The organism is Streptomyces sp. NPDC037301, from assembly GCF_055602785.1.
In genome coordinates this window covers 102,714-123,393 of the sequence record NZ_JBVJWD010000002.1, presented here as the reverse complement: position 1 = coordinate 123,393, position 20,680 = coordinate 102,714, and the positions used below count along the sequence as shown (strand labels likewise).

Genomic DNA, 20,680 nt, shown 5'->3' with positions numbered 1-20,680 from the left:
AAGGACACACCCATGACCGGACACCCCACCCGAGTCACCCCGATTGCCCCGCTCCACAAAACCGGCGTCCACCTGTAGGACGCCTGCCACTTGTCAAGCTCAGGTCAAGAACCTAAAGAACGCGTGTGAAGTTGCACAGCCGATTGACCGTTGTCAACGTGATTGGATTGGGTCCGTTCCAACCCCTTAGCTCCTCCTGCCCGGAGGATGCCGCTTTCCGTACGGGGACAGGAGCTCGATGACCACGCCCTCCCCGGCCCCCATCGCTCCGGTGGACACCACAGCCACCGAAGCCGTTGAGGAGTCCCGGCAGCCCGCAGGCCCCGACAAGGGCGCCGACGCACGGAGTCCAGGCCAGCTGGCCTGGCGGCGCTTCAAGCGCGACAGGACGGGCGTGCTCTCCGCCTGCATCGTCGTGTTCTTCTTCCTGATAGCGATATGCGCGCCGCTGATAGCGAAGCTGTACGGAAAGGACCCGTACACGACGTACGGCCAGGACAATCCGGGACTGCTCAACGGCTTCGGATATCCGGCCCTGCCCAACGGCGGTATCAGCGGCGATTTCTGGTTCGGCATCGAGCCTCAACTGGGCCGGGACGTCTTCACCTTCCTGCTGTACGGAATCCGCACCTCGCTGCTGATCTCGGCAGCGGCCACCATTCTCGTCACGGTCATCGGTGTAGTTGTCGGTGTCACCGCCGGATATCTGGGCGGCAAGACGGACTACTTCATCGGACGGGTCATCGACATTCTGCTGTCGTTCCCGTCGACGCTCTTCTTCATCGCCTTCATGCCGGTCGTCTACGGGCTGTTCGTGGCACCGGACGACGCAATCCCGACGTCGCTGCGGGCCATCTGTCTGATCCTGGCCCTCACCGCCTTCGGCTGGGCCTCGATGGCCCGCCTGCTCCGCGGCCAGGTACTGGCCCTGCGTGAACGGGAGTTCGTCGAGGCCGCGAAGGTGACCGGTGCCTCTCCGGCCCGGATCATCTTCAAGGAACTGCTGCCGAACCTCTGGACGCCGATCCTGATCCAGGCCACCCTCGCCCTGCCGGCCTTCGTGACGGCCGAGGCGGGCCTGGCCTTCCTCGGCGTCGGCATCATCGACCCGACCCCCGACTGGGGCGTGATGATCCAGCGCGGAGCGTCCTTCTACACGGACGACATCACCTTCATGCTCTTCCCGGGCATCTCGATGATCGTCTTCGTGCTCGCCTTCAACCTGCTCGGCGACTCGGTACGCGACGCGCTCGACCCCAAGTCGAAGCGCTGAGCCTCTGCTCCATCCAGCCCGGCCGCTGTGGTCCGGCCTGTCGTACCTGCTTCGTCCACCGACCCCAAGGACCGATACGCATGTCTTTCTCCCGCAGAAACTTCCTGATCGCCACTGGTGTGGCGGCCACGAGCTCCACTGTCCTGAGCGCATGCAGCAGCAGTAACGCGGGCGGCACCAAGGGGGGCGACAAGGGCGCCCCGAAGGTCAGCGGCAACAAGGAAGCCGCGATCCTGGTCGGCACCAAGGCGGACTCCACCGGTCCCGCCCCCGAGGTCCCGGGCGCCGTCAAGGGCGGCACGCTCTACACGATGGAGCAAATGGACTGCGACCACCTGGACCCGGCGCAGATCTGGTCGAGCTTCGAGAGCCTCATCACCCCGCTGTTCATGCGCGGCCTGGTCGGTTACAAGGTGGACAACAAGGGCACCACCACGCTCGTGGGCGACCTCGCGACCGACGCCGGTACCACGAAGGACGGCGGCAAGACCTGGTCGTTCACCCTGAAGGACGGAGTGAAGTGGCAGGACGGCTCCGACATCACGATGGAGGACGTCCGCCACACCTTCGAGCGGCTCTTCGCCAAGTTCGTGACGTTCGGTCCGCGCTACCCGCAGGACTGGCTGGTCGGCGGCGACAAGTACAAGGGCCCTTACGAGGGCAAGCACCTGGACTCCATCGAGATCGACGGCAAGACCGTCACCTTCCATCTCAAGGAGGCCCGCGGCGACTTCAACTTCACGCTGGGCATGCGCTCCTTCTCTTTGGTGCCGAAGAAGCACGACACCAAGGAGGACTACGACAAGAAGCCGTTCTCCTCTGGCCCGTACCAGATCGACGCCCGCCAGATCGGCAAGTCGATGTCGCTGTCACGCAACCCGCACTGGGACCCCCAGACGGACCCGATCCGCAACGCCTACCCGGACAAGTTCCAGCTGCAGTTCGGTTTCCAGTGGCTGGCGTCCACGGACCGCTACATCGCCGACCAGGGCAACGACCAGCACACGCTGTCGATATTCAACGAGATCGCGGCCGAGCGCATCCAGAAGGTCCTCGGTGACCCCGCACTGAAGAAGCGCGTCCTGACGCACCTCGACGCGGCGACGTACTACTACGCGATCAACACCACGCGCATCAAGGACGTCAAGGTTCGCCAGGCACTCAACTACGCCTGGCCCGCGCAGCAGACCCAGCTGATCCGCGGCGGTGCCTCCTCCTCCGAGATCGCGACCACCGTCATCAACCCGCTCACCCCCGGTCACGCGGACTTCGACCTGTACGGCAAGAAGGCGAAGCCGGCCGGTGACCCGGTGAAGGCCAAGGCGCTGCTGAAGGAGGCCGGCAAGGAGGGCCAGAAGATCGTCATCGCCTTCCAGCAGTCCGACAACGCGGTCAAGCAGGCCGTCACCATCAAGAGCGCGCTCACCAAGGCTGGCTTCGACGTGGTGACGCAGCAGGTCGACAAGACCTCCTTCTACAGTCAGATCGCCCAGCTCGACAACCACTTCGACATGTTCGCGGCCGGCTGGTCCGCCGACTGGCCGGGCGGCTACACCGCCCTCCAGCCGACGTTCGACGGCCGTGTGATCGCGGACGGCGCCTCCAACTGGCCGCAGCTGAACGACGCGGGCGTGAACAAGGCCATCGACGCCGCGGCCAAAATCACCGACCCGGAGGAGGCCAACAAGGCCTGGGGCGCGATCGACCGGCAGATCATGGAGCTGGCCGCCTGTGTGCCGGATTACTGGCCGATCCGTAACTGGCTGCACGGCTCCAAGGTCGGCGGTGTGACCTTCGACGGGGGCAACAGCGGCATCGCGATCACCAAGCTCTACGCCAAGCCGTGACACGGCGGGGGAAGGGCGGCCGGACCGGCAGCCCTTCCCCCGGCCCCGGTCACCCCCGTTCACCATCCTTCGGCGACGGCACCACACCCGGAAAGTCACGATCCCATGCTTCGATTTCTTCTCCGCCGCGTGACCGGCGCTATCGTCATCCTGTTGGTCATCAGCGCCATCACCTTCTACCTCTTCTACGCGATTCCCCGCGACCCCGCACGGATGGCCTGCGGAAAGGTCTGCACCCCCGAGCTCCTCGGGCAGATCAAGCAGAACCTGGGGATCGCCGACCCGATGCCCGTCCAGTACTGGCACTGGCTGAGCGGCATCTTCGTGGGCCGCGACTACGGGAACTACGGTCACTGCCCGGCGCCGTGCCTCGGCTACTCGTTCACCAACCGTCAGCCGGTCTTCGGCACGATCATGGACCGTCTGCCGCTGACCCTCTCGCTCTCGGTGGGCGCGGCCTTCTTCTTCGTGATCTTCGGTGTCGGCGCGGGCATGCTCGCCGCGGTCAAGCAGGGCAAGGCGCTCGACAAGGTCGCCAGCTCCCTCTCCCTGCTGGGCTCCTCGCTCCAGATCTACTTCGTCGGCTACATCGCGATGTTCCTGCTGGTGCAGCAGATGGGCCTGCTCGACCAGCCCTCGTACACGCCGTTCACCGAGAACCCGGTCAAGTGGGCCGGCGGGCTGCTGCTGCCCTGGCTGGTGCTGTCGATCATCTTCACCGCCAACTACACCCGTATGACCCGCTCCCAACTCGTCGAGCAGCTCAGCGAGGACTACGTCCGCACCGCACGCGCCAAGGGCCTGTCCCGCCGCTCGGTCTTCTTCCGCTTCGCCTGGCGCGGGGCGATGGGCCCGATCGTCACGATCTTCGGCATCGACCTGGGCACGCTGATCGGCGGCGCCATCATCACCGAGGTGACCTTCAGCCTCCAGGGTCTGGGACAGCTGTCCGTGCGCTCGGTCGACACCAGCGACCTGCCCATGCTGCTCGGCGTCACCATCGTCGCCGCGGGCGCGATCGTCTTCGCCAACATCGTCGTGGACGCCGTCTACGGCCTCATCGACCCGCGGATCCGGCTCGCCTGACCCCGCTCCCCGTTCCGGCCCACCCCCTTCTCCCGCAACATCCTCCTGGAGCGTCCCCGTGACGAGCACCGATCAGCAGCCCCTCCTCTCCGTCAGGGATCTACACGTTCACTTCTCGACCGAGGACGGCGTCGTCAAGGCCGTCGACGGCCTCTCCTTCGACGTGGAGAAGGGCAAGACCCTCGGCATCGTCGGCGAGTCCGGCTCCGGCAAGTCCGTCACCAACCTGACGATCCTCGGCCTGCATGACGCCGACCACACCGAGATCGACGGCGAGATCCTGCTCGACGGCCAGGATCTGCTCGCCGCATCGGAGCGGGAACTGGAGCGGCTGCGCGGCAACAAGATGGCCATGATCTTCCAGGACGCGCTGGCCTCGCTGTCGCCGTACCACACCGTCGGCCGGCAGATCGGTGAGGCGTACCGCAAGCACACCGGGGCCTCCAAGCGGGAGGCACGCGCGCGGGCCGTGGAGATGCTCACCAAGGTGGGCATCCCGCAGCCCGATCTGCGGGTGGACGACTATCCGCACCAGTTCTCCGGCGGTATGCGCCAGCGCGCGATGATCGCCATGTCGCTGGTCTGCGACCCCGAGCTCTTGATCGCCGACGAGCCGACCACCGCGCTGGACGTCACCGTGCAGGCCCAGATCATGGACCTGCTCAAGGACCTCCAGCAGGAGACCGGCACCGCGATCATCTTCATCACCCACGACCTCGGTGTCATCGCCGACATCGCGGACGACGTGCTGGTGATGTACGGCGGCCGGTGCGTGGAGCGCGGCACCAAGAAGGAGGTGCTGCGGGCGCCCCAGCACCCGTACACCTGGGGTCTGCTGGGATCCATGCCGAGCCTCGACGGCCCGGTCGACGTACCGCTGTCGCCGATCCCCGGTTCCCCGCCGAGCCTGCTCAACCCGCCGACCGGCTGCCGCTTCCATCCGCGGTGCTCGTTCACCGAGCAGGTCGGCGGCAAGCGCTGTGCGACCGATCAGCCGCCGCTGGAGCTGGTGGACAACCGTGGGGGCGCCTGCCACCTCACGCCGGAGCAGCGCACCGAATTCTTCGCCGACTTCACCGGCACCCGGCCCAACTGACGTACAAGAGACGGGACTTCCCCACTATGAGCAGCACAGATCCCCTCCTGGACGTCTCCGGACTCACCAAGCACTTCCCGATCAAGGGCGGCTTCCCGATCCGGCGGACGGTCGGCGCGGTCCAGGCCGTCGACGGGCTGGACTTCACCGTCGGCGAGGGCGAGAGCCTGGGCCTGGTCGGCGAGTCCGGCTGCGGCAAGTCGACGACGGGCCGGCTGATCACCCGGCTCCTGGAGCCGACGGCCGGCCGGATCAGCTACCGCGGGCAGGACATCACCCACGCCTCGCGCAAGCAGCTGGCCCCGGTCCGCTCCGAGATCCAGATGATCTTCCAGGACCCGTACGCCTCGCTGAACCCGCGGCAGACCGTCGGCAAGATCGTCGCCGGACCGATGGAGATCAGCAACATCAACCCGGCGGGCGGCCGCGAGGCGCGCGTACGGGAGCTGCTGGAGATCGTCGGTCTCAACCCGGAGCACTACAACCGCTTCCCGCACGAGTTCTCCGGCGGTCAGCGCCAGCGCATCGGGGTGGCCCGCGCGCTGGCCCTGGAGCCGAAGCTGATCGTGGCCGACGAGCCGGTCTCGGCGCTGGACGTGTCGATCCAGGCCCAGGTGGTGAACCTGCTGCAGAAACTGCAGAAGGAACTCGGCATCGCGTTCCTGTTCATCGCGCACGACCTCGCCGTCGTACGCCACTTCTCGCAGCGTGTCTCCGTCATGTACCTCGGCCGGATCGTGGAGATTGCCGATCGGGACGACCTGTACGGCAACCCGCGGCACCCGTACACCAGGGCGCTGCTCTCGGCCGTGCCCGAGGCGACGGCCGACGATGTGCCGGCCCGGGAGCGCATCCTGCTCACCGGCGATGTCCCCTCTCCGGTCAACCCGCCGTCGGGCTGCCGCTTCCGCACGCGTTGCTGGAAGGCGACGGACAAGTGCGCGAGCGAGGCTCCGCCGCTGGTACGGGTCGAGGGCAGCCGGGACGGCCATCTGACGGCCTGCCACTACCCCGAGGGCCTTCCAGACCGCGCCGTCCGTCCCGCAGGCCCGTAGCGCCGTTCAAGGGCCGAAGCTCGAGAAGACCACCAAAGCCCCCAAGACCGAGGCCTGACACCCTTGGCCCCGGTCCCGGGTGCGCCCTCGCCGACACGGACCTGATCGGTCCGCGAGCCGCGGGGCTCCCCAGACCCAAGGAACCGAGCACGTCGGCCCATTGACCCGAGCCACCCGCGAGCCCGGTTCCCGGGTATACGGGAAAGGCGCCAGGAACCGATCGGTTCCGGGCGCTTCCGTATGTCCGCGCGCCGAACGGCCGCATGCTGCCGCCCGGCGCTCCCGGGACGAAGTAACGATCACGTTCGCGCCCCGCCACCAAAGCTCAATAGTCGCTCAAGTCCCGTATTTCACTGGGCACTTGAGCGCCAGGATGTGACACGTACCCCACAGGAGCACCTCGGATCCGGAGGATCTACGTGAAACGTGTCATGAGCACCGTCCTCTCTACCGCACTGCTGAGCGCCGGAGTCGTAGCGGTGTCCGCCGCACCCGCCTCGGCCGGCACGAAGTGCAACGACTCGCCGATCTACTCGATCGGCGACAAGAAGACCGTCTGGCGCGCGACCAACGTGCACAGCGACTGGGCGCAGCCGGGCGTGACCATCAGCTACGCCAAGAACAAGACCGGCACCTGGACGGCCACCGGCACCGCGACCGTCGGCGCCGAAGCGGGCGTCATCTTCGCCAAGGCGTCGGCCTCGTTCAGCGTCTCGGTCGGCTATACCTGGTCGCAGTCGGACACCTGGACATACGCGGCCACGGTCGCGAAGAAGAAGGGCAAGAGCCGGGGCCGGCTGATGATGTACCACGAGGCCAAGGGCTTCAGCGTCACCAAGTACCACCTGGAGCCGAAGTCCGGCGGCGGCTGCAAAAAAGTGAAGAGCTGGAAGAAGTCCAACAACGTCGCCCCGGTGAAGAAGAGCAGCAACCTGTGGGGCATCCAGTACAAGTAGCCTACTACCAAGTATCATTGACGTGCCGTCACATCCGCGGGCGGTGGCAGTCCGTCGACCACGGCGGAAGGCCCGGAACCTGAGGTTCCGGGCCTTCCGTGTCACACGCGCCGTACTACGAGGCCGCGCCGACGATGTCCTTCTCCTCGGCGAAGTGGCACGCCGATTCGTGCGCAACCGGGGAGTCCACGGACTTGAAGCGCTCCGGGATCGCCAGCAGCGGGATCTCCGTGGCGCACTTGTCCTGGGCCTTCCAGCACCGCGTACGGAAGCGGCAGCCCGACGGCGGGTTCGCCGGCGACGGGACGTCACCGGTGAGGATGATCCGCTCGCCGCGCTCGCGGGCCTCCGGGTCCGGGACCGGGACCGCCGACAGCAGCGCCTGGGTGTAGGGGTGCGTCGGGTGCTCGTAGATCTCCGTGTCCGTACCGATCTCGGCGATCTTGCCGAGGTACATCACGCCGACCCGGTCGGAGATGTGCCGGACGATGGACAGGTCGTGCGCGATGAAGACGTAGGAGAGGTTGAACTCGTCCTGGAGCTTCTCCATCAGGTTGATGACCTGCGCCTGCACCGACACGTCGAGCGCGGAGACCGGCTCGTCGCAGATGATGATCTCCGGGTTGAGCGCGAGGCCGCGGGCGATGCCGATGCGCTGGCGCTGGCCGCCGGAGAACTGGTGCGGATAGCGGTTGATGTACTCCGGGTTGAGCCCGACGACGTCCAGCAGATCCTGGACCTTTCTGCGCCGGTCCCCCTTCGGGGCCACCTCCGGATGGATGTCGAAGGGCTCGCCGATGATGTCGCCGACCGTCATACGCGGGTTCAGCGAGGTGTACGGGTCCTGGAACACCATCTGGATGTTGCGGCGCACCGCCTTCAGCGCGCGCCCGGACAGCCGGGTGATGTCCTGGCCCTTGTAGAAGACCTCGCCGGACGTGGCCGTCTCCAGCGTCATCAGCAGCCGCGCGACCGTGGACTTGCCACAGCCCGACTCGCCGACGATGCCGAGCGTCTCGCCCTGGTAGAGGTCGAAGGAGACCCCGTCCACGGCCTTGACCGCGCCGACCTGGCGCTTGAAGAGGATGCCCTGGCTCAGCGGGAAGTGCTTGACCAGATTGCGCACCTGGAGGATCGGCTCACCGCGTTCCACCGGGGCCTCGATCGCCGCGACCGCCGCCGTCTCGTCGGCGGCGTCGACCGCCACGACGTCGGTGACGTTCGGGGTGCTGTCCAACGATCCGTCCGTCTTGTCGAGCTCAGCCATGGATCGTCTCCTTCCAGAAGTGGCAGGCGCTGCCGCGGCCGGGCAGCTCGCTGCCGTCCTGCTCGGAGACCGGCACCAGAGCCGGAATCTCCGTGCGGCAGATGTCCTCCGCCTTGGGGCACCTCGGGTTGAAGGCGCAGCCGGAGGGAATCTTGAGCAGGTTGGGCGGCAGACCCTTGATCGCGTACAGCTCCTGGCCCTTCTGGTCCAGGCGCGGGATCGAGTCGAGCAGACCGCGGGTGTACGGGTGCGCGGGGCGCTTGTAGAGCTCGTGCACCGGCGCCGTCTCGACGATCCGGCCCGCGTACATGACCGCGATCTTGTCCGCGACGTCGGCGACGACGCCGAGGTCGTGGGTGATCAGGATCAGGCCCATGTTGAACTCGGTCTGCAGCTCCTTGAGCAGGTCCATGACCTGGGCCTGGACCGTCACGTCGAGCGCGGTGGTCGGCTCGTCCGCGATGATCAGGTCCGGCTCCAGGGCCAGCGCCATGGCGATCATGATGCGCTGGCGCATACCGCCGGAGAACTGGTGCGGGTAGTCGTTGACCCGCTGCTTGGCTGCGGGGATCTTGACCCGCTCCATCAGCTCGATGGCCTTGGCCTTCGCCTGCTTCTTGGAGAGTCCCTGGTGGACACGGAACATCTCGCCGAGCTGGTAGCCGACCGAGAGCACGGGGTTGAGCGAGGAGAGCGCGTCCTGGAAGATCATCGCGATCTTCTGGCCGCGGAGCTTCCGCCGCTCCTCGTAGCTCATGGTGAGCATGTCCTGGCCGCGGTACAGGATCTGGCCCTGCGGGATCTTGCCGGGCGGCATGTCGAGAATGCCCATGATCGCCTGAGCGGTCACGGACTTGCCGGAACCGGACTCGCCGAGCACGGCCAGGGTCTCGCCCGAGTCGACGCTGTAGTTCACACCGTTGACGGCCTTGGCGACTCCGTCACGGGTGTGGAACTCCACGTGCAGGTCGCGCACTTCGAGGAGCGGGCTGTCGTCCGACCCCCCGGCACGGGGCGCCGGGATGTCTGCTGTCTTGTCCATGATGGTCACGTCGTACGCCCTCCTCAGCGCAGCTTCGGGTCGAGTGCGTCGCGCACCGCGTCGCCGAGCATGATGAACGCGAAGACCGTGAGGCTGAGCATTCCTGCCGGGAACAGCAGTACATGCACGTTGTTACGGATCTCTTCGCTGCCCGAGGCAATGTCGATGCCCCACGAAATGGTCGGGTCGGCGAGACCCAGGCCCAGGTAGGACAGCGTCGCCTCCGCCGAGATGAAGCCACCGAGGGCGATGGTGGCGACCACGATGGTCGGCGCGAGGGCGTTGGGCAGGACATGGCGGAACAGCATCCGGCCGGTCCCCGCGCCGAGAGCGCGTGCCGCCGTCACATAGTCCGCCTGCTTCGCGGTGATCACCGAGGCACGCATCACGCGGCAGATCGAGGTCCAGCCCAGGAAGGCGAGGGCCGCGATCACGACGTACACCTTGCGCTCGGCGAAGGCGTTCAGGACGACCATCGTGCCGAGCAGGAAGGGCAGTCCGAAGAAGATGTCCGTGACGCGGGAGATGATCGCGTCGAGCCAGCCGCCGAAGTATCCGGAGAGCAGACCCAACAGACCGCCGACGACGGTGATCGTCACGGTGACGCCGACGCCGACGAGGATCGAGGCACGGGTTCCGTAGATCACCCGGGCGTAGATCGAGCGGCCCTGAACGTCGTAGCCGAACCAGTCCGCCCGGAAGAAGTGCCCCAACTCGGGCTTCTGCAGGTAGTGGTTGGTAAGGTCGCCGGCCCGCGGGTCGGTGCCGGTGAACAGGCCGGGGAAGGCCGCGATCACCAGCAGCAGGACCAGCAGACTCGCCGATATCCAGAACATGGGGCGGTGGCGCAGGTCGAACCAGGCGTCACCCCACAGACCGCGAGGCTTGCCGGTGGATTCCCTGACGGGACTCTCCGCGTCCGCCGTCGCAGACGCGACCGCGTCCACTTCGGTGTCCTTGATGCTCTGATCCTTGGTCACGTCAGGCATACCGGATCCTCGGGTCCAGGACCGCGTACAGCAGGTCGACAATCAGGTTGATCACGAGAATGATCAGTACGAATACGGTGACGACACCGACGATGGTGGAGCCTTCACGCTGCTGGAGCGCCCGGTAGAGAAGGTTGCCGACACCCTGGACATTGAAGATGCCCTCGGTGACGACCGCGCCGCCGATGAAGCCGCCGACGTCCGTACCGAGGAACGTGACCACCGGGATCAGCGAGTTGCGCAGCAGGTGCACCCCGACGATGCGACGCCGCGGCAGCCCCTTCGCGAGCGCCGTGCGCATGTAGTCCGCGCGCAGGTTCTCGGCGAAGGTCGTACGCGTCAGTCGGGCGACGTACGCCATGGAGAGCATGGCCAGGACGAAGCCCGGCAGGAACAACTGCGTGATGTCCATCGAGTCTTCGACGTTTGGCGCGACCCAATGCAGTGTGTCCGCAAAGATGAACCGGGCCACGTAGCCGAGGATGAACACGGGGATCGAGATGACGACCAGCGTGAAGATCAGCACGCCGGTGTCCGGTGCCTTGCCCGCCTTGAGTCCGGCCCACGCGCCGAGGCTGAGACCGACGATCATCTCGATGGCCATCGCAACGATCGTGAGACGGATCGTGACAGGGAAGGCCCTCGACATCTCGTCCCAGACGGGACGGCCGCCGAAGGTCTCGCCGAAGTCCAGGTGGAACAGGTCCTTCATGTAGTTGATGTACTGCATGGGAATGGACTGGTCCAGCCCGAACTTGTGACGCAGCTCCGCGACCTGTGCGGGGTCGGCCGCCTTGTCACCCCACATCGCCCGGATTGGATCACCGGGAAGGATGTGGACCATAAGGAAAATCAACAGAGTAGTCCCGATGAACACCGGGATCATCTGGAGCAGTCGCCTAGCGACGTAACGCCCCATCATGCCTCCATGCCGTGAGGGGTCGGCGATGGCCTACACATGGTCTCCACCGCGGGGTTGTGGGGAGATTGCCGGGCCAACGCCTGCGAGCCGGTGCCGCCATCCGTTCCGGAGGGCGGCACCGGCCGGCAGGTCCCGAAACTTACTTCTTCGACTTCACCTGAACGTCGGTGAAGATGGGGTCGCCGTCCTGGCCGTAAACGATCTTGCCGAATACGTTCTTGGACTGACCCGAGTTGACCTTGTAGAACCAGAGCGGGATCGCCGGCATGTCCTTCGCCAGGAGCTGCTCAGCCTCCTGGTACATCTTCACGGTCTCGTCGAGGGTCTTCGCCTTGTCAGCCTTGGAGGCCAGCTCGTCGAACGCCTTGTTGGAGTAGCCACTGGTGTTACCGGCGGCCGTCGTGCCGTACAGGTCGCGCATGAAGTTCGAGTTGACCGGGTAGTCGAGCACCCAGCCACCGCGGTACATGGACTTGACCTTCTTGCCGTCACGGGCGTTCAGGTCGGTCGCGAAGTCCGGCTTGGAGTCGCCGACGCACTCGACGCCGGTGGCCTGGCGGATGCTGTTGCAGACCGCGTCGACCCACGCCTTGTGCGGCTGGTCCGCGTTGAACTGGATCGAGATCTTGTTGCCCGGGACGCCGTGACCCTCCTTGATGAGGGCCTTGGCCTTGACCGGGTCGTACTTCACGATGTCGCCGAGGGCGCCGGGCTTGTAGCCGAGCACACCACGGGCGACGAACGAGTCGGCCGGGCTACGGGTGCCGTTGAGGACGGTCTTGGTGATCGTGTCACGGTCGATCGCCATCGACAGGCCCTGGATGACCTTGGGGTCGATGTCCTTGAACTGGTCCGTGTAGAACGCCGGGACGATCGACTGGACCGCGGAGTACTCCTGGTCGATCGCTCGGTCGCCGAGGTCCTGCTTGTAGTTCTTCAGCGCGGTCACGGGGACCTGCTCGATCCAGTCGAGCTGGTCCGAGCGCAGGGCCGAGTAGGCGGCCTCGGCGGTGGTGTAGTTCTTGAAGTCGATGCCACCGTTCTTGGCCTTGTTCGGGCCCTGGTAACCGTCGAACTTCCGAACCTTGATCATCTTGTTGTGGTCCCACGAGACGAACTTGTAGGGACCGTTGCCGATCGGCTTCTGACCGGCGGCCTTCGGGTCCTTGAAGAAGGACTCGGGCAGCGGCGCCCAGACGTCGTAGCCCAGCTTGTACGCGAAGTACGAGACCGGACCGCTCAGGGAAATCGTGAAGGTGTTGTCGTCAACGACCTTCAGACCTTCCATCTCGGTCTTCTTCGGGTCACCCTTGGCCGGGTGGACATCGGCGTAGCCCTTGATGTCCTGGAACCAGCTGGAGTTGGTCTGGTTGTTCTTGACGTTCGCGGACCAGTTCCAGGAGTCCACGTAGGACTTGGAGGTGACCGTGGTGCCGTCGTGGAACTTCCAGCCCGGCTTGAGCTTGACGGTCCACACGGACGAGTCCGCGTTGGGCGTCACGGACTCGGCGTTGACGTACGTGAGCTTGCCGGTGCCGGGCTCGTAGCTGACGAGGCCGGCGAAGATGGCGCCCAGGACACGGCTGCCCTGGCTCTCCTTGGCGTTCGCCGGCTGCAGCGGGTTCTGCGGCTCGCTGAGCTGGGCGGTCAGGATCCCGTTCGGGTCCGCCTTGCCCGAGTTCATACCGCTGCCGCTGTCGCTGTCGCCGCCACCACAGGCGGTCGCAGCCAGGGCGATGACGGCCGCTCCCGCGACCCACTTGGCGCTCTTGGCACCACGCATGGGTTTCCTCCTCATGAGTCCACTTTTGACTACAAGAAGGGCACTGGAGTGATACACCGACACCCCTGACGGTGATCGTTTCAGTGCCCTGAGTGTGCTCGTGAGTCGGCACTCCCCACAGTGCGTGACCCATTGACCCGAGCTCAATGGAGCCAACTATTAAGTACAGCCGGGCCGTAAACCACACTTAAAGGGTCTCGGTTTGACAACATCGACAGGGCACGGTTGACCGAAATCCGGACAAAGCGAGCCCAGACAGACACGCCCGAAACGGACTGTTAACGCAACCCCCGGAGAGTGATGACCGCTTTCCGGACACATGCCACCCGAAATGGATTTGACGCCGAGGGTTTCCGATGACTCCGAAGCGTCCCACTCCTCGGCCGCGACATGCGGCAGCCCGGCCTCGCCCACTGCCGGGCGAGGTCAGGCCTCAGGAATCCGAGCGCGTGTCAGCCGCAGCGCTTGCTGACACGCCTTGCCGCCACAGGGCTGCGACTTCTGCTCGAGGGAGAAGTACACGTGCGAGATCTGGTGGCACTCGACGCGCTCATTCGCCGCGTCTGCGATCTTCCCCCTGATGACGAGGTACGCCTTGTGCTTCTTGACCTTCAGCGTCTTGTCGATGGTGTGGGCCTTGTTGACCGCCCCCTTCGGGAGATACCCGCTGTACCCCTTGTTCCACACCGTCTTGGTGTCATCGACCACCGACAGGCTTCCCACGTTCAGCGTCCGGCCGGTGGAAGCAGCGGAGCTCCGTGGCTCAATAAGGCAACGGCCCGTTGCCTCAACCGAGTTGAGGCAACGGGCCGTCCTGCTGCAGGAGATGCGCTGGTCAGCGCTTGGCGCGCGACGCGGTGCGGCCGCGCTCCTTCTGGTCCAGGACGACCTTGCGGATGCGCACGGTCTCCGGGGTCACCTCGATGCACTCGTCCTCGCGGCAGAACTCCAGGGACTGCTCCAGGGAGAGCTTCCGGGCAGGCACCACGTTCTCCGTGGTGTCCGCGGAGGCGGCACGCATGTTGGTGAGCTTCTTCTCCTTGGTGATGTTCACGTCCATGTCGTCGGCACGGGAGTTCTCGCCGACGATCATGCCCTCGTAGACCTCGGTGCCGGCCTCGGTGAAGATGACACCGCGCTCCTGGAGGTTGACCATGGCGAACGGCGTCACGGAACCCGCGCGGTCCGCGACCAGCGAGCCGTTGTGACGGGTGCGCAGCTCGCCGAACCACGGCTCGTGGCCCTCGAAGATGGAGTGCGCGATGCCCGTACCGCGGGTCTGCGTCAGGAACTCCGTACGGAAGCCGATGAGGCCGCGGGACGGGACGATCCACTCCATGCGGACCCAGCCCGAACCGTGGTTCGTCATCGTCTCCATGCGGCCCTTGCGGGTCGCCATCAGCTGGGTGATCGCACCGAGGTGCTCCTCGGGGGAGTCGATCGTCATGCGCTCGATCGGCTCGTGCGTCTTGCCGTCGACCTGCTTGGTGACGACCTCCGGCTTGCCGACCGTGAGCTCGAAGCCCTCACGGCGCATCTGCTCGACGAGGATGGCCAGCGCGAGCTCACCACGGCCCTGGACCTCCCAGGCGTCGGGGCGCTCGGTGTCCAGGACGCGGAGCGAGACGTTACCGATCAGCTCGCGGTCGAGGCGGTCCTTCACCTGGCGGGCGGTGACCTTGTGGCCCTTGCCGCCCTTGCCGACGAGCGGCGAGGTGTTGGTACCGATGGTCATCGAGATGGCCGGCTCGTCGACCGTGATCAGCGGCAGCGCGATCGGGTTCTCGGGGTCGGCCAGCGTCTCGCCGATCATGATGTCCGGGATACCGGCGATGGCGCAGATGTCGCCCGGGCCCGCCTTCTCGGCCGGCTTGCGGGTGAGCGCCTCGGTCATCAGGAGCTCGGTGATGCGAACGTTGGACATCGTCCCGTCGCGCTTGATCCAGGTGACGGTCTGGCCCTTGCGCAGTTCGCCCTGCTCGACGCGGCAGAGCGCGATACGGCCGAGGAAGTTGTCGGCGTCCAGGTTGGTGACGTGGGCCTGCAGCGGGGCCTCGTCGTCGTACTCCGGGGCCGGGACGTGCGCCAGGATCGTGTTGAAGAACGGCTCCAGGTTCTCGCTGTCGGTCGGGACGGTGCCGTCCTCCGGCTTGGTCAGCGAGGCGACGCCGTCACGGGCGCAGGCGTAGACGATCGGGAACTCGATCTGCTCCTCGTCCGCGTCCAGGTCCAGGAACAGGTCGTACGTCTCGTCGACGACCTCGGCGATCCGGGAGTCGGGGCGGTCCGTCTTGTTGATGCAGAGGATGACCGGCATCTTCGCGGAGAGCGCCTTGCGCAGCACGAAGCGGGTCTGCGGGAGCGGGCCCTCGGAAGCGTCGACGAGCAGCACGACCGCGTCCACCATCGACAGACCGCGCTCGACCTCGCCGCCGAAGTCGGCGTGGCCGGGGGTGTCGATGATGTTGATCGTGATCGGGTCCCCGCCGTCCTTGGGGTGATACTTCACCGCCGTGTTCTTGGCGAGGATCGTGATGCCCTTCTCACGCTCCAGGTCGTTCGAGTCCATCATGCGTTCGTCGAGGTTCTCGGCGGCGTGCGCGGCGAAGGCGCCGGCCTGCCTGAGCATGGCGTCGACCAGCGTGGTCTTGCCGTGGTCGACGTGGGCGACGATGGCTACGTTACGGATGTCGTGGCGCGTGGGCATGGGTGGCTTGCGCTTCTCTCGGATCGTGGGATCAGGCGTCTCAGTCGCTCTCGGGTCCTCGTACGCCCGCCGGGCGGACGCGCCACGGCTACCCCCCATGGTACGGGGCTGGCGCGTCCCGGGCTTCCCGGCCCGATCCGCGAGACCGGTCTTAAGCCACTCTTCAACCGATATTCGGCCGGTATTACCTCAGTATCGGAGCTGTGCCAGGTGGGTGTGCGTGGCAGGAGGAGGGAGATGCGGAGGGATCCGTGGGGGGACCCGTGGGGGCTCCGCAAGGTCCCGTGGGGGGCGTGTGTGCGGGGGGCGAGCAGCTCGGTCCGGTCAGGACAGGAGCTTGCCCGCCGGGACCCCGGCGGGCAAGGGACTTGAGCCAGTTCTGAGCTTCTGGACCCGTTCTGACCTGCTACTTCTTCTTGTTTGCCGGAGCTCCGGCAGGCTGCGGCTTCTTGAAACCGATGTCCTGGTAGTGGGGTGCGCCGAAGCCGAAGGCGCCGACGTTCGCCAGCTTTCTGTCAGTCGCCACGAGCTGCGGACGCTGATAAAGCGGAATCGATCCCGCGGCGGCCCAGATCCGGGCGTCCGCCTGTTTCATCAGATCCCGGGCGGTCCCCTCGTCGAGCTCCGAGACCGCCTGCTCGAAGAGCTGGTCGATGTGGTCCGTACCGACGCGGGTGTAGTTCTGCTCGACCAGCAGGGATCCGTCGGTGGCCGGCACCGGCTTGGAGAAGATCGGGCGGTCGTCGGTCGCCGGGTAGGCGGTGGCGGGCCAGGAGTACAGCGCCAGGTCGTAGTCGCCGGAAGCGATGTGGTCCTGGAAGTAGCTGTCGTCGGAGACCTTGGTGATGGCCGTACCGATGCCGATCGAATCGAGCATCGCCGCGATCTTGTCCCCGACGGCACGCAGCGGCTCCGACCCGGGACCGGCCGGCAGGACGAAGCGCAGTCTCAGCGCCTTGCCGTCCTTGCCGAGCGGGCCGCGGCGCGCGCCGGGGGCCTGGGCGGGGGCCGCGGTGCCCGCGGGGGCGTACGCACCGGCGGCGCCGCCCGGCCGCTGGTCCTGGGCGGCGACCTCGGAGGGGACGTCCTCGGTGGTGCCGGTCCCGGCCAGGTATCCGGCCTGGCGCAGCAGAGCGGCGCTGTGGAACGCGGCGGCGGGGGCGGGGGCGAGGATCTGGGGGGCGTTGCCGGCTCCGTCGCTGTCGCCGGGCTTGTTGTCGCCGCCGACGACGGCCTGTACATCGTCGGCGGCGTGCTCGAGCCCGGGAGCGGCGTTGTCGGCCTTACCGGCGCTGCTGCCGGGCTTGCCGGGCTTTTCGGACGAGGCCGCCTTGTCGTCCTTCCCAGCGGTGGTGTCCTTCTTCTTCGCGCCCTTCTTCTCGACCTCGCTGCCCGCCTTGGCGCCGTCCGGTTTCTTGACCGCGCCCTCCCGCGTCCAGCCCGCGTCGGCCAGCAGCGCCTGCGCCTCCTTGGTGTCCTGGCCGCCGAGTGCGCCGCTGTTGTCCTTGTACGCCGGCTGTCCGGCCACGGCCAGGTGGCTGCCGAGCGGCGAGGCGGGCAGGCCGAGCGGTTTGAGTACGGTGTCGACCAGCTCCTGGCGGTTCAGGGCCCGGGCGACCGCCCTGCGTACCCGGTCGTCGGCGAGCGGCCCGGACTCGCCGTTCAGCGCGAGCTGGGTGTAGGCGGGCTCCAGCGACTTGCGGACCGCATACGCGCGCAGCTTGCCCTGCTCGGCGGCGTACGCCTCGGCGGCTGCCCGGTTCTTCTCCCTGGCCGCCTGGGCGGCCGCCGCCGCCTGTTCGTCCGAGCCGTGTGCCTCGGCCCAGGAGCGCAGTGCGGCGGCCGGGCCGGTCCCGGAACCGGGGCCCTGGGCGAGCGGCTGTCCGTTGCCGCCCCGGTCGCGGGCCGCCTGCACGATCCGGTGCGCCGCCGCGGCGTCGATGTCGGCGACGTCGACCTTCCCCTCGGTCATGGCCTCGGTGCGGTCCTGCGGCTTGACGGCCCGGAAGACCAGCGAGTCGAGCTTGGCCCGGCCGCCCCACCAGCGCGGATTGCGGACCAGGGTGACCTCGCCCTCAGCCGTGTCCACGCTGCCCAGCCGGAACGGTCCCGCGGTGGCCTTGAGGGTGGTCCGCGCGCCGTCGTTGAAGGCGTCGGGGGAACCGGTCACCTCCTTCGGGTACAGCGGGGAGAAGAGCGAGCGCCAGTCCGCGTACGGCTTGGCGAACGTGACCCGGACCTCCTGGTCGTCGGCGCCGCGCTCGATCTTCTCGATCCGCTCGTAGCCGGCGTTGCGGGCGGTCCAGAACGCCGAGTCCTTGCCGTTCAGCGCCCGCCACTGGGCCACGAAGTCGGACGCCTCGATGTCCCGGCCGTCGCTCCACACCGCCTGCGGGTTGATCCGGTAGAGCACCACCTGCCTGGGCTCGCGCTCGACCACCTTCGCGGACTCCAGATAGTCCGGGTCGAGCTGCGGCCTGCCCTTGGCGTCCAGCGGGAAGAGCGTCGGCAGCAGGGCGCCCGCGATGCGGGTCGTGGAGCTGTTCGCGTCGGCCTGGAAGGCGTTGAGGGTGGTGGGCACGGCGTCGATCGCCCAGTTGACCGTGCCCCCTGCGGCGACCAGGTTCCGGGCCGCGACCGCGATGTCCTGGGGGGCGACGGCCCCGGTGGAGCCGCCGCCGCCGTCGTCGGAACTGCAGCCGGCCAGCACGGGGAGCGTCAGCACACCCGTCGTGAGGAGCGCGAGCGAGCGGCGCTTTCGGGCCGTCCCCCTCGGGACGCCGACGTGGGACATGGCTGATACCTCCGGGGCCGGCCCGGCCCACCCGCACACGGATGGGCCGGATTGTGCGTTTCTGGTGGCATTTGCAGTTGATCACACTGGTTCCGTCCGTCCACTGAATGCGCCCCCGCGCGAGAGGCGGCGCAGACACGGCGTCAGCGCCCCCGAACCTCACCCGTGCGGCGGAACACCCCGCGAGACCGGGATGGCCCGCACTCTTCACAACCGGGGCGTGACGCGCGACGCTCTCAGGCGCATGAACATGACCACCCGCGACCGCGGAAGTGAGAGCAAGTCATGTCACTGCACGAAGAATTGACGGCGGCTCAGCACTGCTTCGACGACCTGGTCCGCACCGTCGGCCGACTGGGGCGGAGCCTTGCGCGGCTGCGCGAGGCGGAAGCCGGGCCGGCGCCGCTCGAAGCCGCCGGTCGCACCGAACCCGTCGACGTGCCCTGCCTGGTCGGGACTGGCGTTTTCCACGGGCGCCAGCCACATCTCATGCCGCGGCCACGCATGCAGGGCTCCAACCGGCTCGGCGGGAACCCCCTCTCCGACCTGCTGGTCTTCGGACGGCGGGCCGGGCTGCACGCCGCCGAGTACGCGAACGCCATCAGCACCCCGCCGGTGGTGGACGAGGAGCAGATCGGCGCGGCGGCGGAGGCCCTGCTCCAAGGCACGGCAAGTGCCCGCCTTCGTACCCCCGCAGGCGGTGAAGGCGGGCGACTACCGGATGCAACAGGTCGACGTGGACCGCTCGCAGGAGTTCCGCAAGTTCTTCGAGTGCTTCCTGTGCCAGGACACCTGCCATGTGGTGCGCGACCACGAGGAGAACAAGACGGCGTTCGCCGGACCGCGCTTCCTGATGCGGACCGCCGAGCTGGACATGCATCCCCTGGACGCTGCCGCCGAGTCGGGACTCGACCGGAAGGCGACGGCCCAGGAGGAGCACGGGCTGGGCTACTGCAACATCACGAAGTGCTGTACGGAGGTGTGCCCCGAACACATCAAGATCACTGACAATGCGCTGATCCCCCTGAAGGAACGGGCCGTGGACCGCAAGTACGACCCGCTGGTGTGGCTGGGGAACAAGATCCGGCGACGGGAGACTCCCCGATCCCGCTCAGCCGAGCAGCTTGGCGATCGCCTCGGTGGTGTCCGTCTCACCGAGGCGCGGGAAGATCCTCTCGACGCTGTTGCGGTGGGCGTCGGCGTCCAGGTCGGTGACCGCGTCCGTGACTACGGTCACGTGGTAGCCGTGCTCGTGGGCGGAGCGGGCGGTGGACTCGACGCCGATGCTGGTCGCCGCGCCCGTGACGACGACCTGGGTGACGCCGCGGCGGCGCAGCTGGAGGTCGAGGTCGGTGCCGTAGAAGGCGCCCCACTGCTGCTTGGTGACGACGATGTCACCCTCGCGCGGGCCGAGCTCGGGGATGATCTCGGCCCAGTCGGCGGCGGGCGTGCCGGAGGGCCCGGGCGTCTCGGTGCGGCCGGGGGCGCCGCCGGTGACGCGGACCAGGACGACCGGGAGGCCCTTGGCGCGGAAGGCGTCGGCGAGGGTGGCGGAATTCGCGACGATGTCGGCGGTGGGGTGGACGGTGCGCAGTCCGACGATGCCCTTCTGCAGGTCGACGACGACCAGGGCGGCCTTCGGGTCCAGGGTGGTGGCGGTCGTGGTGGTGCTCCTGTAAATGGGGGGAACGGTGTCCCTGCGGGCGTCGGGGAGGGCGCGGATGTCGTCGCCGGTGCGGGTACGGGAGGCGGCGCCGCCTCCCGTACCGCTTCCGGGGGTGGGGGCCGGGCGGGCGGGAGGGAGGGCGATTCCCCACCCATCAATCGCACCGACAGGCGGCCTCCAATATCCTGCAGCTGCTC

General features: G+C 67.3%; 16 protein-coding genes and 2 pseudogenes. 8 read left to right on the top strand and 10 right to left on the bottom strand.

Annotation, left to right across the window (positions count from 1 at the left end):
- Nucleotides 1-238: 238 nt before the first annotated feature.
- The 6 genes from ACZ7IB_RS03850 (at nucleotide 239) to ACZ7IB_RS03825 (ending at nucleotide 7,313) form a co-directional block, all read left to right on the top strand.
- Nucleotides 239-1,273: an ABC transporter permease gene (locus ACZ7IB_RS03850; RefSeq protein ID WP_470908914.1), complete on the top strand. Its 1,035-nt coding sequence runs from the start codon at nucleotides 239-241 to the stop codon at nucleotides 1,271-1,273.
- A gap of 80 nt (nucleotides 1,274-1,353) precedes the next feature.
- Nucleotides 1,354-3,120: an ABC transporter substrate-binding protein gene (locus ACZ7IB_RS03845; RefSeq protein WP_470908912.1), complete on the top strand. Its 1,767-nt coding sequence runs from the start codon at nucleotides 1,354-1,356 to the stop codon at nucleotides 3,118-3,120.
- A 105-nt stretch (nucleotides 3,121-3,225) separates the two neighbouring features.
- Entirely contained in the window at nucleotides 3,226-4,206 is a 981-nt protein-coding gene (locus ACZ7IB_RS03840) for an ABC transporter permease (RefSeq protein WP_470908911.1), read from the top strand.
- A gap of 58 nt (nucleotides 4,207-4,264) precedes the next feature.
- On the top strand, nucleotides 4,265-5,302 hold the full coding sequence (locus ACZ7IB_RS03835) for an ABC transporter ATP-binding protein (RefSeq protein WP_470908910.1): 1,038 nt from the start codon (nucleotides 4,265-4,267) through the stop codon (nucleotides 5,300-5,302).
- A 26-nt stretch (nucleotides 5,303-5,328) separates the two neighbouring features.
- Entirely contained in the window at nucleotides 5,329-6,357 is a 1,029-nt protein-coding gene (locus ACZ7IB_RS03830; protein ID WP_470908908.1) for an ABC transporter ATP-binding protein, read from the top strand.
- 431 nt (nucleotides 6,358-6,788) lie between these two features.
- Nucleotides 6,789-7,313 carry a hypothetical protein gene (locus ACZ7IB_RS03825; RefSeq protein WP_470908907.1) on the top strand — a complete coding sequence of 175 codons (525 nt, stop codon included), beginning with the start codon at nucleotides 6,789-6,791 and terminating at the stop codon, nucleotides 7,311-7,313.
- Between the two features lie 115 nt (nucleotides 7,314-7,428).
- Here the strand turns inward: ACZ7IB_RS03825 and ACZ7IB_RS03820 are convergent, their stop codons facing one another.
- The 9 genes from ACZ7IB_RS03820 to ACZ7IB_RS03780 all read right to left on the bottom strand — a co-directional run bounded on the left by ACZ7IB_RS03820 (nucleotide 7,429) and on the right by ACZ7IB_RS03780 (nucleotide 19,288).
- On the bottom strand, nucleotides 7,429-8,580 hold the full coding sequence (locus ACZ7IB_RS03820; protein ID WP_470908905.1) for an ABC transporter ATP-binding protein: 1,152 nt from the start codon (nucleotides 8,578-8,580) through the stop codon (nucleotides 7,429-7,431).
- On the bottom strand, nucleotides 8,573-9,631 hold the full coding sequence (locus ACZ7IB_RS03815) for an ABC transporter ATP-binding protein (protein ID WP_470908903.1): 1,059 nt from the start codon (nucleotides 9,629-9,631) through the stop codon (nucleotides 8,573-8,575). Before ACZ7IB_RS03815 ends, ACZ7IB_RS03820 begins: the two co-directional genes overlap by 8 nt.
- A gap of 14 nt (nucleotides 9,632-9,645) precedes the next feature.
- Complete coding sequence (locus tag ACZ7IB_RS03810) at nucleotides 9,646-10,611, bottom strand: ABC transporter permease (RefSeq protein WP_470908901.1); 966 nt, start codon at nucleotides 10,609-10,611, stop codon at nucleotides 9,646-9,648.
- Complete coding sequence (locus ACZ7IB_RS03805) at nucleotides 10,604-11,530, bottom strand: ABC transporter permease (RefSeq protein WP_470909505.1); 927 nt, start codon at nucleotides 11,528-11,530, stop codon at nucleotides 10,604-10,606. The genes ACZ7IB_RS03810 and ACZ7IB_RS03805 overlap by 8 nt, the downstream gene beginning before the upstream one ends.
- 142 nt (nucleotides 11,531-11,672) lie before the next feature.
- A complete protein-coding gene (locus ACZ7IB_RS03800) occupies nucleotides 11,673-13,316 on the bottom strand; it encodes a peptide ABC transporter substrate-binding protein (protein WP_470908899.1) in 1,644 nt (547 codons plus the stop codon).
- A gap of 426 nt (nucleotides 13,317-13,742) precedes the next feature.
- Nucleotides 13,743-14,039 (bottom strand): hypothetical protein, encoded by a 297-nt coding sequence (locus tag ACZ7IB_RS03795; RefSeq protein ID WP_470908897.1) that lies wholly within the window; start codon nucleotides 14,037-14,039, stop codon nucleotides 13,743-13,745.
- A gap of 112 nt (nucleotides 14,040-14,151) precedes the next feature.
- Complete coding sequence (typA, locus tag ACZ7IB_RS03790; RefSeq protein WP_470908895.1) at nucleotides 14,152-16,023, bottom strand: translational GTPase TypA; 1,872 nt, start codon at nucleotides 16,021-16,023, stop codon at nucleotides 14,152-14,154.
- A 406-nt stretch (nucleotides 16,024-16,429) separates the two neighbouring features.
- Complete coding sequence (locus tag ACZ7IB_RS03785; protein ID WP_470908893.1) at nucleotides 16,430-18,817, bottom strand: ABC transporter family substrate-binding protein; 2,388 nt, start codon at nucleotides 18,815-18,817, stop codon at nucleotides 16,430-16,432.
- Nucleotides 18,818-19,105: 288 nt separating this feature from the next.
- Nucleotides 19,106-19,288 carry a hypothetical protein gene (locus ACZ7IB_RS03780; protein WP_470908891.1) on the bottom strand — a complete coding sequence of 61 codons (183 nt, stop codon included), beginning with the start codon at nucleotides 19,286-19,288 and terminating at the stop codon, nucleotides 19,106-19,108.
- Between the two features lie 33 nt (nucleotides 19,289-19,321).
- Here ACZ7IB_RS03780 and ACZ7IB_RS03775 point away from each other — a divergent pair.
- Together ACZ7IB_RS03775 and ACZ7IB_RS03770 are read left to right on the top strand one after the other, a co-directional pair.
- Nucleotides 19,322-19,540: pseudogene (locus tag ACZ7IB_RS03775) on the top strand (fumarate reductase/succinate dehydrogenase flavoprotein subunit); the annotation flags it as partial.
- Nucleotides 19,476-19,916 (top strand): annotated as a pseudogene (locus ACZ7IB_RS03770) (succinate dehydrogenase/fumarate reductase iron-sulfur subunit); the annotation flags it as partial. The pseudogenes ACZ7IB_RS03775 and ACZ7IB_RS03770, both read left to right, overlap by 65 nt.
- 12 nt (nucleotides 19,917-19,928) lie before the next feature.
- On the opposite strand, the gene ACZ7IB_RS03765 reads toward ACZ7IB_RS03770, so the two are convergent.
- Nucleotides 19,929-20,498 carry an isochorismatase family protein gene (locus ACZ7IB_RS03765; protein ID WP_470909503.1) on the bottom strand — a complete coding sequence of 190 codons (570 nt, stop codon included), beginning with the start codon at nucleotides 20,496-20,498 and terminating at the stop codon, nucleotides 19,929-19,931.
- Nucleotides 20,499-20,680 lie beyond the last annotated feature (182 nt).

Bases quoted from the DNA above. Each gene is read 5' to 3' on its own strand.
- ACZ7IB_RS03850 (WP_470908914.1), top strand. From the start codon at position 239: ATGACCACGCCCTCCCCGGCCCCCATCGCTCCGGTGGACACCACAGCC.
- ACZ7IB_RS03845 (WP_470908912.1), top strand. From the start codon at position 1,354: ATGTCTTTCTCCCGCAGAAACTTCCTGATCGCCACTGGTGTGGCGGCC.
- ACZ7IB_RS03840 (WP_470908911.1), top strand. From the start codon at position 3,226: ATGCTTCGATTTCTTCTCCGCCGCGTGACCGGCGCTATCGTCATCCTG.
- ACZ7IB_RS03830 (WP_470908908.1), top strand. From the start codon at position 5,329: ATGAGCAGCACAGATCCCCTCCTGGACGTCTCCGGACTCACCAAGCAC.
- ACZ7IB_RS03825 (WP_470908907.1), top strand. From the start codon at position 6,789: ATGAGCACCGTCCTCTCTACCGCACTGCTGAGCGCCGGAGTCGTAGCG.
- ACZ7IB_RS03820 (WP_470908905.1), bottom strand. From the start codon at position 8,580: ATGGCTGAGCTCGACAAGACGGACGGATCGTTGGACAGCACCCCGAAC.
- ACZ7IB_RS03810 (WP_470908901.1), bottom strand. From the start codon at position 10,611: ATGCCTGACGTGACCAAGGATCAGAGCATCAAGGACACCGAAGTGGAC.
- ACZ7IB_RS03805 (WP_470909505.1), bottom strand. From the start codon at position 11,530: ATGGGGCGTTACGTCGCTAGGCGACTGCTCCAGATGATCCCGGTGTTC.
- ACZ7IB_RS03800 (WP_470908899.1), bottom strand. From the start codon at position 13,316: ATGCGTGGTGCCAAGAGCGCCAAGTGGGTCGCGGGAGCGGCCGTCATC.
- typA (WP_470908895.1), bottom strand. From the start codon at position 16,023: ATGCCCACGCGCCACGACATCCGTAACGTAGCCATCGTCGCCCACGTC.
- ACZ7IB_RS03785 (WP_470908893.1), bottom strand. From the start codon at position 18,817: ATGTCCCACGTCGGCGTCCCGAGGGGGACGGCCCGAAAGCGCCGCTCG.